The following is a 14,005-nucleotide window of genomic DNA, read 5'->3' as shown; positions in this document are numbered from 1 at the left end:
GCAACTTGGCTACTCGCATCTGGTGACGGAGCTCGAGTGGATACCGCTCCGCCCCTATGCACACTGGGCAGAGGATTTAAAAAAGTTGGCCCAGGATGGGTGAGGCAGGGTCATAGAGCGCGGCGGGCATTCTCGGACCCCGTGGCATACCTGCTCCTCCGTGCCCCTGGGGACGTAGGGTCTTGCGGCGTCTCGTCACGGGCGGCGTAAGTCTCCAGGCCAGGAGGCAGATGGGACCTTACTGGAGTGTGCTCCTGTACGGGTCGGAGGCGAGTTCTGCGCCGAACAATCGCCTGCAGCCGACTGCCTCCAGCGTCCGCTGCGCTCCCGCTTCCGGCAGCGGCTGAGGCGCAGCGCTAGGCGGGGTAAAGACGAGCTATGGGGGCAACGAGCATCCTCTGCACAAGCACCTTGACAGTGGCAGTCATCGCGATGCTTTGGATCGGACTGTGTCTCATTCTCCGCCACACAAATTTCAAACGAACCGGGGAGCCCTTGGATCGGAATCGAAATGAGGAGAAAGCCCGCGTCGATGTCATCCAGTACCACAACCACGCGATCTACGGGGCCTTCGAATTCTACTTCACAGTCACGCTGTCGGTGCTTGGAGGGATGGCCTATATCGCACTTCGCCGGGACGGCACACACGCCGAGGCTTCTCGAATGTTCCTGGCCGCTGGGGGATGGATCCTCTGGGGTGCAGCGCTGGTGTTTTCGTCGGTTATCTTCATGCACCAAAAGTCCAAAATCGAGCGGTGGCGCTACCCGTTCAAGTACTGGGAGCCGTTACTTTGGGTTGAGTTTCCGCTTATCGCCATCATGTTCATGATAGCCGCCGGTGTCCGGTGGAATCTCCTTCCTGAACTCGTCCGGTAGTATGGATGTCCGCCTAACCCGCGCTTGCAGCGGCCGGCGCCCTTCGCGCCGCCGCTGAGCCGCCGAGTCGTTAGGCCGGTACGAGGATGTCAAAGCTCTCGACTGTCGAGCGGTTGATTCGTGGAGGGAAGTGGGTCGCCGCTCGAAACGCGATCGAGAAGAAGCTGCAGGTCGAACCTGACAACCACTGGCTCCTCACCCGGCTTGGCCTGACCTACTACGAGTTGCGGGACTACGCAGCCTCGCTGCCGTATTGCGAGCGCGCCCTCGCTTTGGCGCCGAGATGCCCCTTGGTGCTTTGGGACTATGCGGGAACGCTCCAGATGCTTGGCCGTCATCGCGAGGCTGTCGAGGTTTATCGCGGCCTCATACGCCGAGGCGCGAAGCGAATCGCCCACGGCCGGTGTGGTGAGGGACTGGCGAGGGCGCGTGGCCTCATCGCGGACTGCCACTATCGCCTTGCCGATTCTCTCAAGGCGCTTGGTCGTTCGGACGACGCGCTTGCGGAGTTCACGAAGCACCTCGACTTGCGAGGACCCGGCTGCTTATCGATCTACAAACTGGAGAAGGTCAATGACCCTTCGCAAGGAGCGAGAAACCATCGGCCGACGGCCTAACCCGCCGTTGGAGCGGGCCGGCGCGCCAACGGTCGTGAGGGATTCGATCCGCCGCGGTCACGCGCCGGCCGCTCAACGGCCGTGTCGTTGGGCTGCTTGGAGGTGAGATGGATTTGACGAAGGTAGTCTCGAAGATCATCGGCCCCGTGTTGCTCCTTCGGGCGGCGTCCATCCTCATCGACCGGGGCCATTTTCTCGAGATCTTGCGTGGCCTAGACCGGGAAGTCGCAACGGTGTCGTTCTCGATATTTCCCGTAGCGTTGCTAATGGCCTTCATTTCCTTGGCGTTGCTGCCGTTGGACTCAAGAAGCCGGGCGGCCATCCTACTTCGGGTCATCGCCTGGGGAGGGATCCTCAAGACATCGGCGTTGATACTTTTCCCCCACGCGGTTGTTGCCAAGGTCCATGTCCTTGAACAGGCGGGAATGTTGAACGTGGTCCTGGCGGCATGCTTCGCGGTCGGCGCGTACTTCACGTGGTTCGGCTACTTCGCATCGGTGACACACAAGCCACAAGACGCTTCGATTCCGAGTGGTGCGTAGGCAAGCCACGTGACAGGAGGGCAAGGATGAAGGCGCTTCTCTTCATGGCGCAGCCCAACCCCGCGATGCAGCGGCCTGGCGCAAGAGGTTCGGTCCCTTGTCGAGCTTCACTGGGCGCCAGCCGCTGATCGAGAGGGCGTTGGGCGGACAGACGATTGCGGAGGCAAGATGAGTGAGTACGGTTTCGATCCCAACTGGTCTGATGAACAGACCAGGCTCGCCCTCATCGCGCAGTGCTACGACCCAGCGACAATCGCGCTGCTGACCCGGTTGGGAGTGGATCCGGGTTGGAAGTGCTTGGAAGTTGGGGCGGGAAACGGATCGATGTCCCGATGGCTTCGCGACCGAGTCGGTCCCTCCGGCCGAGTAGTGGTCGTCGATATCGACACACGCTTCGTCAGCAACGAACCCGGCATCGATGCCCGGCAGGCGGACATTCTGACCCATGGTTTGGAAGCGGACGCCTTTGACCTCGTGTGCTGCCGGAACGTGTTGCACCATCTCGCAGGCAAGCAGGTTCTCGCGCTGAAGAGAATGAAGGCGGCGTTGCGCCCGGGTGGGGTGTTGGTGGCCGAGGAACCGTACTTTGGCGCGATGCTCGCATCGCGAACGCCCGCATGGGTAGCCACCTGGAGAGGGTTTTTCGCGGCAATGCCCCATGCCGACTGCATGTCGGCGGTAGACCTTGCGTCGGCATTGCACGCGGCCGGCCTTGCGGACATCCAAGCATCGGGCACGGCCGCGATCATCCGGGGCGGCACGCGGGAAGCCGAGCTCTTCCGGCTGACGATCGAAGCAGTGCGAGACCGCGTCCCGCCTGAGGCGGACGTTGACGCAGGAATTGCGCTCCTGCGCGATCCCGTCTCACTCGAACCGGGAATTGTCATGTACGCCGCATGGGGCCGCCGTGCGCAGTGAGTCCGACCGCTGGCTGCGGCGCACCGCCCAACTCGGCACTGCACCCGACGCTCGCTGCGCTCGCGCGGGTGAGCGCCAGGGTCGTTGGGCGGCAGGAGAGTGCACGGGCGGGAATCGCAATAGCCGCGGTACCCTGCGTTCACTGAAGGAATTGATGCCCCATGAAAGTCATCGTCACGGGTAGCAGTGGGCATCTCGGCGAGGCCCTGGTTCGCACCTTGCAGGGCACGATACACGAAGTCGTCGGCCTCGACCGAACGGCGTCGCCCTTCACGGGACGCCTGGGAACGATCACCGACCGCGACTTCGTGCGGCGATGCGTGCAGGGCATCGACGGCGTCATTCACGCGGCCACCCTGCACAAGCCGCACGTCGCGACCCACGCCCGACAGGATTTCGTCGATACCAACGTCACCGGCACGCTCAACCTTCTCGAGGAAGCGGCGTCGGCCGGCGTCTCGACCTTCGTCTTCACGGGCACGACCAGCACGTTCGGGCGCGCGCTGACGCCACCGCCGGGTGCCCCCGCGGCGTGGGTGACCGAGGACGTGCCGCCCGTCCCCAAGAACATCTATGGCGTGACCAAGACGGCGGCCGAGGACTTGTGCGAGGTGTTTCACCGCCTCCACCGGCTCCCGTGCCTCGTCTTGCGCACGTCGCGGTTCTTCCCGGAGGTGGACGACGACCCGGCGGTCCGCAGGTCTTACGACGACGGGAATGTGAAGGCGAACGAGTACCTCTACCGGCGGGTTGACCTCCAAGACGTCGTTGATGCTCATGTGCTCGCTCTCGAGAAGGCCCCATCGATCGGCTTCGGGCGGTACATCATCAGCGCGACCACGCCCTTCCAGCCCGACGATCTGTCCGACCTGCGTCTGAACGCTCCACACGTGGTGGAACGGCGGGTCCCGGAGTACGCGGAGGAGTACGCTCGTCGCGGTTGGAAGATGTTCCCCGGCATCGAGCGGGTGTACGTGAATGAGCGCGCGCGGCGGGAGCTGGGTTGGCAGCCCCGGTATGACTTCCGCCGAATCATTGATTGCCTGAGAGCGGGGGACCCTCCCCGGAGTCCGCTGGCGCGTGCGGTCGGGTCAAAGGGGTATCATGATCGTGCGTTCGCGGACGGCCCGTATCCCGTGTCGTAAAGGCCGGCGCCGGAGAAGCTGGAAGCCGCGGCGTGAAGGCGACTCGGGATCTGCCGTGATTGATTCGGCGGTCAGAATGCGTGCAGTCGAGTGTCTCGAGCGGCTCCGACCGCCCAGAATGGATATAATGAGGAATTCCGAACCATGATGAACCAGGCCGAGCGACGCGCATTCGTCGCCAACCACCGCACCTGCATCTTTGGCTTCCAGCGCAAGCAAGGGCCGCCGTCGATGTCGGTCGTCTACTACGTCATGGACGGCGACGACATCTTGATCTCGACGATGGCTGCACGCGCGAAGGCGCGCGCCGTGCGGCGGACGCATGAGGCCGCCATCTGCGTTCTCGACGAACAATGGCCACTCACGTACCTTCAGGTCTACGGACCGGCCGACATCGAGGACGTCATCGGGACGACAGTCGACGTCATGATGAAGGTGGGTCAGATCATGTCGGGGCAACCACTTCCCGACGCCGTGCGGCCGTTGGTCGAGGCGAAGGCCCGAGAGGAGCACCGCGTAGTGATCCGCCTCAAACCGCAGTGGACGGTGTACTCTCCCCCCGTCCACCTCAACGCGGGCGACGACGGCTCCAAGATGCAGCATGGCCTCGCGGAACGCATGCCGTGGAAGGCGTGAACCGGCTTCAGGGGACGGTCATGCCCAACCCGGCATTGGAGCCGACGCGCATCCACTTCGCCAAAAGCCCCGAGGGTTCACGTGCGCGCGGCTCAACGCCAGACCGTTGGGCAGCGAGAAGAGACGTTTAGCTCATGTCACATATTCGCGACGGGTGGGCTGCCGGATCGGCTTACGAGGACTTCATGGGTCGGTGGAGTCGACAGCTCGCGGATCAGTTCGTGTCGTGGTTGAGGATTCCTCATGGCGTTCACTGGCTGGACGTCGGTTGCGGCACAGGCGCTCTGACGAGCGCGATCTGCAGTCACGCCGATCCGGCCTCGGTGATTGGGTGCGATCCCGCAGAGCCGTTCATCGAGTACGCTCGAAGACACTCCGGAGATGCCCGCGCGTCCTTTGCGATCGCTGGAGTAGGCGATCTTCCGCGCCGCGCGGACGGGTACGGCAGCGTGACGGCGTTGCTCGCCCTGAACTTCTTTCCGGACTCCGAGGCTGCCGTTGCTGAAATGCGGGCTCGCACAGCCGCGCGGGGTACCGTCTCCGCCTGCGTTTGGGACTATGCGGGAAGGATGGATCTCCTGCGCTACTTCTGGGATGCGGCGGCAGCCGTAGATTCGACCGCTCGAGAGCTTGACGAAGGCGAGCGATTCCCACTTTGCCGCCCCGACGCGCTCACGGACCTGTTCCGAACGGCTGGGCTCAGCGAGGTGCGCTGCGAGCCGATCGAGATCCCAACCCAATTCGCCAGCTTCGAGGACTATTGGCGGTCCTTTCTCGGCGGGACGGGTCCGGCCCCCTCTTACGTCGCGTCACTCGACAATGAACGCCGCAAGATGATGGCGTCGAAGCTCGAACAGGCGCTGCGTCGACGGCTCGGCGGGACGATGGCTCTCAGCGCGCGCGCGTGGGCGGTCCGCGGAACGGCGAACTGAACGATGGCGCTGCCTGACCCGCGAGGCTCATGATCGTTTGACACGCGTCTGTACGGACGTACATACGCCAGATCGGTGGGTATGCGAAAACAGTATGACTTCAGCAAGGCGAAGCGCGGCCCTGTGGTCCGTGTGGCCAAGGGCAAGACGCGGATCACCATCCGTCTCGACGGCGATGTGCTGACTTGGTTCAAGAGCCAGGTTCATGCTGCTGGTGGCGGCAGCTACCAAAACCTCATCAACACGGCCCTGCACGAGTATATCCAGCAGCGGCAGCAGCCGCTCGAGGAGACCTTGCGCCGAGTACTCCGAGAGGAACTCAAACGTGCCAGCTAACCCGCGACGGGCGCCATCGTAGAGAGGGTCGACCCAGGCAGGCCAGCCAAGGCCGTGAGCCCGCGGCGAGCGTCGCGGGCGTCTGAGCGTCTTGTTGGGGCTCTCGAGACGCGCCTATAAGTTGCTCCGGGCGCAGGCCATGACGAAGGTCGCCGCACTCGGGAGCAGAGACCACGGCGTCGCCGAGCTCGGCGCGCGCGAGCTCGCAGCCGTGCTCCGCGTGAATCAGATCGTGAGTCGGCATCGCGAGTGCGCGACGCTGCTTCCGCCGATCGCCAAGGGGCTCGCCGAGCTGCTCCCCATCGAGCGCCTGCTGGTCCTCGTTCCCGGGCTGAGCGAGGCTCCCGAGCGCGTCTATGACGCCGACGGCTCCGCGCGGAGGCCCGACGGCGACGATCAGCATAGGCAGACGCTCCTCGCCCGCGCGCTCGCCGACTGCGCATCGACCGTGGCCGAGGAAGGCATGCGATCGACGGTGGCGCTGCCGCTTCTCGCCCGGGGACAGTGCGTGGGTGCGCTCGGTCTCGTCGCGAGCGCCGGGAACGCGTGGGATGCCTACCCGGGCAAGCTCCTCGACGACATCGCCGCCGCGATCGCCGTCGGCATCGACAACTGTCTCGGCTACGAGCGGTTCGAGCGCATGAGCCGCGAGCGCGAGGTGCTGCTCGAGGTGAACCGCGCCATCGGCCGGCACCTGCATCGCGACGAGCTGTTCGGCGCCCTCGCCGGCTGCCTGCGGACGATCGTGCCCACGCAGCGCTTCGGCATCGAGCTGCCGATCGAGGGCGACCAGCTGCAGGGGCACCTCCTCACCCCCGGCGGCGCGGCCGCGGAGCCGACGCAGGCCACCGTGCTGCCGGCCCTCGGGACGGCGTGCAACTGGGTGCTGCAGAACCGCGCCTGGATCGTCACCGGCACGCGCGCGGAGCTGCGCGAGGAGTTCCCCGTCACCTTCGACGTCATGGAGCGCGAGCGCATGGAGTCGCTCTGTGCGCTCCCGCTCGTCACCGGCGATCGCTGCCGGGGCGTCCTCTTCTTCATGGCGGAGGCGGAAGGCGCCTATCGCCACCTGCAGCGCGACCTCCTGGAGCAGGTCGGCAGCGCGGTCGCGACGGCGCTGGACGACTGTCTCGCGCACGAAGAGGTGCGCCGCCTGCGCGATCGGCTCGCCGCCGAGAACGTCTACCTGCAGGAGGAGATCCGGCAGGACCACAACTTCGGCGACATCGTCGGGCGGAGCCCCGCGCTGCTGCAAGCCCTCGCAGACGTCGAGCGCGTCGCCCCCACCGACTCGACGGTGCTGATCCTCGGCGAGACCGGCACGGGCAAGGAGCTGATCGCCCGCGCCATCCACGATCGCAGCCCGCGGCGGGGCCGGCCCCTGGTGAAGGTCAACTGCGGCGCCATCGCCGCCGGTCTGGTCGAGAGCGAGCTCTTCGGCCACGTGAAGGGCGCCTTCACCGGCGCGATCGACAACCGCGACGGCCGCTTCAAGCTCGCCGACGGCGGCACCATCTTCCTCGACGAGGTCGGCGAGCTGTCGCCCGAGACGCAGGTGAAGCTGCTGCGCGTGCTCCAGGAGCGCGAGTTCGAGCCCATCGGCGGCACCCGCACCGTGAAGGTCGACGTCCGGGTGATCGTCGCGACGAATCGCGATCTCAAGGCCGCGGTGCGCGACGGGACGTTCCGCAGCGATCTCTTCTACCGCCTGAACGTCTTCCCCGTGACCGTCCCGCCGCTGCGCGAGCGGACGGGCGACGTTCCGCTGCTGCTCACGTTCTTCATGGAGCGGCTCGCGAAGAAGCTCGGGAAGCCCGTGACGCAGATCGCGGGCGAGACCATGCGCCGGCTGTGCGCCTATGCGTGGCCGGGCAACGTGCGCGAGCTGCAGAACGTGGTCGAGCGCGCCGTGATCCTGTCCACCGGGCACGTGCTCACCGTCGAGGAGAGCGTGGTGCCGTCGACCGTGCCCGGGGACCGGCCGCCGGCCGCGGTGGCATCCCCCGCTCCGACCGACGGCGCAGGCACGCTCGAAGACGTCGAGCGCCGTCACATCCACGCGGTGCTCGAGCAGACCCGGTGGAAGATCGAGGGCGACGGCGGCGCCGCCGCGCTCCTCGACCTGCAGCCGAGCACGCTGCGCAGCCGGATGCGGAAGCTCGGGCTGTCGCGGCCGCGCCCGTAGCGGCACGTCCAGGCGATCCTCGCTTCAGGGCGAGGCCCGCGGTGGGGGCGTCCCCACGGGCGGCGGAGTCGCGCCGCGCGGCACCACCTCCACCTCGAGACGAGCGGGATTCGATGGGCACGCGAGGTCCGCTCCCGCGACCTGCCTCAAGGCTACCTCGAGCCGATATCGTCCGGGGTGTGGAGGCGCTCGCAGGATGAGCGTCTCCGCAAGCATTTCCCGCGGACCCAGGTCGCGCCGCAGATCGTGCGTCACGGCTTCCGAAAGCCCGTCGGTCGAGTCGTCGCCCGCGCCCCAGGTGGCCTCGAGCCGCACGGTGAAGCGACGGCCGCCCCGCCCCGGAACGGCTGCGGGCCACGTGGCGTCTCCCAGGTTCCGCACCAGTACCGTCAGCGGGAAGCGCGACCCGATCCAGATCGGCCCGGGCGATGGGACGTGCACCTGCACCTGGTTCGGCCGGTCGGGTAGCGGGGCGATCGGCGTTCCGAGCACGGTCCGCCCCGGCTGCGAGCCCGCTGCGATGGCTTCGAACCAGCCCGGATGTCCGCGACTCGGGTCGATCTCGACGAGGGTGAATCCGCCGAGCACCGTCTCCCCTCGAAAGCGACGGTGCAACCGGAGGCCGGCAAGGAGCTTCTCGCGTGGTGCCGTACGGTCCGCCGGGACCGGCCGCACGAGGATCCATCGCAGTCCCGTCATGTCGACGAGGTCGTCGAGCGCCCCGGCGTCGGGGAGCAGGGCGAGCAGGTGCCGGATCACCGTGACGTGTACCGGCTGGTAGCCGGTATAGAAGTCGATGCTCGGTTGCCGGTGGATCATCTGCCCCATCACCGACGACGATCGGTCGACACTCTCCGGCCATTCGACCAGCGGTCCGGAGTCATTCTCGACCGCGCCCGCGATCGCATCGTAGACGGATCGGTCCTCCGCCAACGTCGGCGTCGTGAGGAATTGCGTCGGTGCGAAGCGCGACGACAGCGCGCCGACGAATCCCGCCGTGAGGCCACCCGTCGCCATCAGTCTCGGCTCGAAAACCACCAGCGCCCGTAGTCCCGCCAGCATCGCGATGAGCAGCGCGCGCGGGACGCGGCGCCGTGGCAGCGCTACGGCGAGTCCCACGGTCATCAGCACCGTGCCGCCGAAGAGTGGCAGCACGTTCGCCCGCTGCGGTGCGCGGATGAAGCGGGCGGGCGTATGGGTGAGCCACTTGCGTGGCAGCGCCACGTCGACGCCGCCGAACCGGCAATACTCCGGACCGCTGAGCAGCAGGCCTGCCAGGGCGACCAACAGCGCGCCCGACACGATCGCGCGGTACGGGGTGCCACGCGCGGCGGCCACGAGGGCGATCGTTGCGAGGATCGCCGCCAGCGCGTTGTACGAGTAGATGCGAGCGGCGAGCCATAGGCCTTCCCAGTTGAGCGCGCCGCTCGCGGCGAGCTTGCAGAACGGACCGGCCGCCGTCACGAGGCAGATCGCCAGATGCCGCACGAGGTCCGACGGGGAGACGATCGCGGCGTGTTCCTCGGGGACCGCCGCATCGAGATGCGTCGTCGAGTAGCGACTCAGGAGGACCTCGGGATCGCCTCCCACTTCGGGGCGTGCGAGGTACGGCCGGGAGATGGCCACGAGCACGCCGAGCGCGGCAATGGAGGCGGCGGCGCCCCACCCGACGTAGGCGCGTCGCTGCGGCAGCGGAGCCAGGTATTCGGCGAGGCTCCACGTCAGCCCCATGGCCGAGAGGTAGACCGCCATGTGATACGAGCTGAGCAGGCCGGCGAGAAACACGCCGCCCAGGAGCAGCGCTCGCTGGCGCCCGGGGCGCGCTCGAAGGCGATGCAGCATGAGCGCGACGAGCGGCAGGTAGAGGTGCTGCGACTGCAGGATGTGGAGCCGCCCCGGTGTGCCGGCGGCACCGAATCCATAGAAGAGCCCGCCGACGAACGCGACGCCGCTCGACAGACCGACCGCCTGCAGGAAGAGGCTCATCGCCGCGGCAGCGAGCGGGTAACACAGGAACGCCGTGAGATTCGCGGCGAGCAACGGGTTGCCCGTCACGAGCTTCAACGGCGCGAAGAGGAGCTGGCTCGACAGGAAGTGCTCCGATCCGGCGAGCTGTTTCGCCGCGGGATAGTTGATGGGGGGATCGAAGAGCGCGGTCGGAGCCGTTCCGAGTGCGTGCGAGACCCATTCGAGCACCCAGACGATCAACCAGGCGTCCGCCGGCGCATCGTCCGCGGGCAGACCCGCCGACGCCATCCGGAGCCACGGCCACCCGAGAATCGCGAACACGATCACGTACACGACTACGGTCCGGATCACAGTGGCGCGCGAGAGCTGGCTGTCGGTCATCCGCAGGCGACCGCCCTATAGCATGTGGGGGTTGGCCGTCTCCCGCCGCGTCACCTCGACGCGGGCCGAAAACGGGTGACAGAGTCGGCGCGCAACTGTAGTCTGTTCGCTGGATCACCCCATGCGGATCGCCCCCTACGCGGCCCTCGCCGCCCGCGCCCTGGAAGCGAACTTCCGGCGCCCGCGCCAGCCCTACAAGCTGACGTTCTGCATCACGTTCTGGTGCAACTACCGCTGCGAGACCTGCAACATCTGGAAGATGAAGCCGCGCGACGAGCTGCGCCTCGACGAGATCCGCGAGATCTTCCGCCGCGCGCCCGGCTTCGTGTGGGTCGACCTCACGGGCGGCGAGGTGTGGCTCCGCAAGGACTTCGTCGACGTGTGCGAGGCCGTGACCACCCACTCGAAGAACCTCCTCCTGCTCCACTTCCCGACCAACGGCTATCTCACCGACAAGATCGTCGAGGGCACGCGCGAGATCCGCAAGATGGCGGCCGAGAAGCTCATCATCACGGTCTCGACCGACGGCGACGAGGCCATGAACGACGAGATCCGAGGCGTCGAGGGCGGCTGGCGCCGTCAGATCGAGACGTTCCGCCGGCTGCGCGAGATCCCGGGCGTCCACGTCGTACTCGGCATGACGCTGTCGGCGAAGAACGTCGACCACTTCCCGCAGGCGTTCGCGGCGGCGAAGAAGGAGATCCCCGACCTCGGCTACGAGGACTTCCACGTGAACATCGTGCACGAGTCGGAGCACTACCTCGGCAACGCCGATCTGGGTCTGCGCCGCAACGTCGGTGCCCCCGCGCTGGCCCGCGCCGCCGACGCGTATGCGAAGCTCCGCGGCGCGCCGCTCCACCCGGTCGCGTTCCTCGAGCGCGCGTACCTGAAGCGCGTGCGGCGCTACCTCGAGACGGGCGAGACGCCCATGCGCTGCCACGCGCTGCGCTCGTCGTGCTTCATCGACTCGTGGGGCAACGTCTTTCCCTGCACGATCTACGACAAGAAGATCGGCAGCCTGCGCGACGTCGGCTACGAGCTCGGCGCGCTCTGGAACACGCCGGAGGCGGCCGCGCTCCAGCGCGAGATCTGGGACTCGCAGTGCCCGAACTGTTGGACGCCCTGCGAAGCCTACCAGTCGATCCTCGGCAACATGCTGCGCCCGGAGCTGCCGCGGGTGCGCAAGCGTCTCGCCCCCCAACCCACCTGATCCCCGCTCATGGTCCGTAGACGCGAACGTCGGCGACGCGCATCTCGAGGCCCGTCCCGAGCAGGCGCAGGCGCCGCGCCCGCACCGGCGCGTCGAAGCGGACGCCGACCCGTCCCACGCGCGGGTACTCGACCAGGCCGCGGATCGTCGGCATGGGCTGCAGGCGCCCGATCGGCTGCCAGGCGTCGCCGTCGGACGACAGCTCCACGGCGACGTTCGGCATGAGCAGCGCGTCGGTCCCGGCGAGCCGGATCTCGAGCGCCGAAACGAGGATGGGCTCGCCGAAGTCGATCTCGAGGCGCACCGGCAGGCTCGCGTCGAAGGCCGCGACGCGCTCCATGAACGGCACCGGCTGGTACCAGCGGCGGAGCCCCGCTTCGAGATCGGACCAGCTCCCCCAGTAGGTCTCGACGTCGGCGTCGATCGCGAGCCCCGCCTGGCCGGCGGCGTGTGAGGCCGTCGCCGTCCAGCGCGAGCGATCCAGGTGCGGCCCCGGCATGACGAGGTGCGCGGGACGCAGGCGCGGGCGGATCGCCAGGACGACCGTCCCCCGGTGCGCGAGGACGCGCTTCAAGCTCGGGTGCGGCCGCGCGAGCGCCGCATCGAGCCGCCCGTCCCGCAGCGGCCGCATGCGCGCGAGCTGCGCCACCACGTGCGTCGCGCCGAGCGCCCGCAGGTCGGCCACCACGTCGTCGTCGGGGAAGCGGTCGATCTCGCGCAGGACGAAGGGGTACATCGGCGGCACGATCCCGCTGCTGCCGTTCACGACCGGCGCCCAGTGCCAGGTGGTCGTGTACTGGTGCATGGCGGCCGAGAGGCCGTAGGCGTCGACCGGCAGCAGCATCGCGCGCACACTCGTGCGGTGGCGTGCGAGCCAGCCCGTGATGGGCGCGTCGGCGGCGCGATCCGGCGCGCGGATCGTCGGCATCGGCTCCGGCGGAACGGATTCGATCGCGAGGGCGCCCAGCACGCCGAGGAGCAGCGCCGCCCGTCCCCATCGCGTCGTGGCGTCGCCGAGGGCGACGATCGCGCCGGCCGACAGGATGGCGGCGCCGAGGAGCGCCACGTGCACGAAGCGTCCGGGCGCGCGCAGCGCATCGAAGCCGGGGACGAGGAGCAGCAGGCGATACGGCCCCGGGACCGCACCGCCGCCGGGCACGGGCAGGATCGGCCCCAGGGCGAGCACGAGCCCGCCGAGCGCGATCGCGACGAAGAGCGGGCCTTCGAGGGCGAGGTCGCGCGGCAGGCGCCGCCACAGGAGCAGCGCGGCGCCGACGAGCGTCGCGAGGGTCAGCACCGGGACGAGGGACGGCAGGGTCACCCAGGGCGCCAGGGTCGGGAGCGTCGAGAACGAGACGTTCCCCGGCGGCGCCTCGAGCTGCAGCGAGAGGAGCGCGTTCGTGTAGAGCGCGCGCGTGGTCCCGAGCTCGGCCTGCACCGCCCGATACGCGAGCGACGGCGGCACCAGGACGGCCACCGCGGCGAGCTCCGCCAGGACGAGCGCCGTCCAGCCGCGACGGTGCGCGCGCGGCGGGTAGCGCCGGAGCCACAGGACGTGCGCGAGCGCGAGGAACGGCAGGAAGTACGCGGTGAGGTACACACCCGAGAGCCCCTGCAGCGCGAGCGCCACGCCGGCGAGACACGCGTCGGCGACGCGCCCCCGTACGATCGCGCGGCGGGCGAAGAGCAGGACGAGCGGCAGCCACCACGCGACCAGCATCTGGATCTGGCAGCGGTCGGCCGCGAAGCGCAGCGGCGCGAAGCCGTACACGAGGCCCGCCACGAACGCGGCCGTGCGCCGGCGCCCCAGCTCCCAGGCGAGCGCGTAGGCGGCGAGCGCGTCCAGCACCGGCGCCGCGAGCGTCGCGAGGTTGTGGACGAGGAGCGCGTTGTCGGTGAGGAGGCGCAGCGGCGCCAGCAGCACGGCCAGCCCGAGCAGGTGATCCGAATAGAGGAGCGTGCGGGTCTCGGGGTGGAAGATGTTGGCGTCGAACAGGGCGCACGGCTGCGTCGCGAGCGCGTGGTGATCCCAGGCGAGCGTCCAGACGTGCAGCAGGCAGTCGTTCCCGAGCATCGCCTGAGCGTAGACGTCGTGGGCGATCCCCGGCAGCAGCGTGCGTTGCTCGTAGAGCGAGAGCGCGACGTAGATCGCGAGGACGACGAGCCACGCGAGTCGGCGTGGCCCATCGGGTGCCTGGGGCCGGGTCACAGGGACGCCGTCTCGCATCGAGCGCGCGCAGTGTAGACGCGCGGGGCCCC

General features: G+C 68.1%; 12 protein-coding genes. 10 read left to right on the top strand and 2 right to left on the bottom strand.

The window, feature by feature from the left end; genetic code table 11:
• Positions 1-417 precede the first annotated feature (417 nt).
• From VMS22_11760 to VMS22_11720, 9 genes are all read left to right on the top strand, one after another.
• Positions 418-876 (top strand): hypothetical protein, encoded by a 459-nt coding sequence (locus tag VMS22_11760; protein ID HXJ34698.1) that lies wholly within the window; start codon positions 418-420, stop codon positions 874-876.
• A gap of 86 nt (positions 877-962) precedes the next feature.
• Positions 963-1,493: a tetratricopeptide repeat protein gene (locus VMS22_11755; GenBank protein ID HXJ34697.1), complete on the top strand. Its 531-nt coding sequence runs from the start codon at positions 963-965 to the stop codon at positions 1,491-1,493.
• A gap of 107 nt (positions 1,494-1,600) precedes the next feature.
• On the top strand, positions 1,601-2,035 hold the full coding sequence (locus VMS22_11750; GenBank protein ID HXJ34696.1) for a hypothetical protein: 435 nt from the start codon (positions 1,601-1,603) through the stop codon (positions 2,033-2,035).
• A gap of 168 nt (positions 2,036-2,203) precedes the next feature.
• The gene (locus VMS22_11745) at positions 2,204-2,953 is read left to right on the top strand and encodes a class I SAM-dependent methyltransferase (GenBank protein ID HXJ34695.1); all 750 of its coding nucleotides are present in this window, start codon (positions 2,204-2,206) and stop codon (positions 2,951-2,953) included.
• Positions 2,954-3,114: 161 nt separating this feature from the next.
• Positions 3,115-4,098: an NAD(P)-dependent oxidoreductase gene (locus tag VMS22_11740; protein ID HXJ34694.1), complete on the top strand. Its 984-nt coding sequence runs from the start codon at positions 3,115-3,117 to the stop codon at positions 4,096-4,098.
• Between the two features lie 144 nt (positions 4,099-4,242).
• Positions 4,243-4,734 (top strand): pyridoxamine 5'-phosphate oxidase family protein, encoded by a 492-nt coding sequence (locus VMS22_11735; GenBank protein HXJ34693.1) that lies wholly within the window; start codon positions 4,243-4,245, stop codon positions 4,732-4,734.
• A 185-nt stretch (positions 4,735-4,919) separates the two neighbouring features.
• Positions 4,920-5,666, top strand: a complete 747-nt coding sequence (locus tag VMS22_11730) for a class I SAM-dependent methyltransferase (GenBank protein ID HXJ34692.1) — start codon at positions 4,920-4,922, stop codon at positions 5,664-5,666.
• Between the two features lie 81 nt (positions 5,667-5,747).
• Positions 5,748-6,002 (top strand): BrnA antitoxin family protein, encoded by a 255-nt coding sequence (locus tag VMS22_11725; GenBank protein ID HXJ34691.1) that lies wholly within the window; start codon positions 5,748-5,750, stop codon positions 6,000-6,002.
• A 139-nt stretch (positions 6,003-6,141) separates the two neighbouring features.
• The gene (locus tag VMS22_11720) at positions 6,142-8,187 is read left to right on the top strand and encodes a sigma 54-interacting transcriptional regulator (protein HXJ34690.1); all 2,046 of its coding nucleotides are present in this window, start codon (positions 6,142-6,144) and stop codon (positions 8,185-8,187) included.
• A gap of 24 nt (positions 8,188-8,211) precedes the next feature.
• On the opposite strand, the gene VMS22_11715 is transcribed toward VMS22_11720, so the two are convergent.
• Positions 8,212-10,536 carry a hypothetical protein gene (locus tag VMS22_11715; protein ID HXJ34689.1) on the bottom strand — a complete coding sequence of 775 codons (2,325 nt, stop codon included), beginning with the start codon at positions 10,534-10,536 and terminating at the stop codon, positions 8,212-8,214.
• A 121-nt stretch (positions 10,537-10,657) separates the two neighbouring features.
• Here VMS22_11715 and VMS22_11710 point away from each other — a divergent pair, with 121 nt between their 5' ends.
• The gene (locus VMS22_11710) at positions 10,658-11,746 is read left to right on the top strand and encodes a radical SAM protein (GenBank protein HXJ34688.1); all 1,089 of its coding nucleotides are present in this window, start codon (positions 10,658-10,660) and stop codon (positions 11,744-11,746) included.
• A 7-nt stretch (positions 11,747-11,753) separates the two neighbouring features.
• Here the strand turns inward: VMS22_11710 and VMS22_11705 are convergent, their stop codons facing one another.
• Complete coding sequence (locus VMS22_11705; GenBank protein HXJ34687.1) at positions 11,754-13,955, bottom strand: discoidin domain-containing protein; 2,202 nt, start codon at positions 13,953-13,955, stop codon at positions 11,754-11,756.
• Positions 13,956-14,005: the final 50 nt, after the last annotated feature.

Source organism: Candidatus Eisenbacteria bacterium, assembly GCA_035577985.1.
Taxonomy (GTDB): domain Bacteria; phylum Desulfobacterota; class Binatia; order DP-6; family DP-6; genus DATJZY01.
The sequence above is the reverse complement of the archived record's forward strand: the minus strand, read 5'-3'. Positions and strand labels throughout refer to the sequence as shown.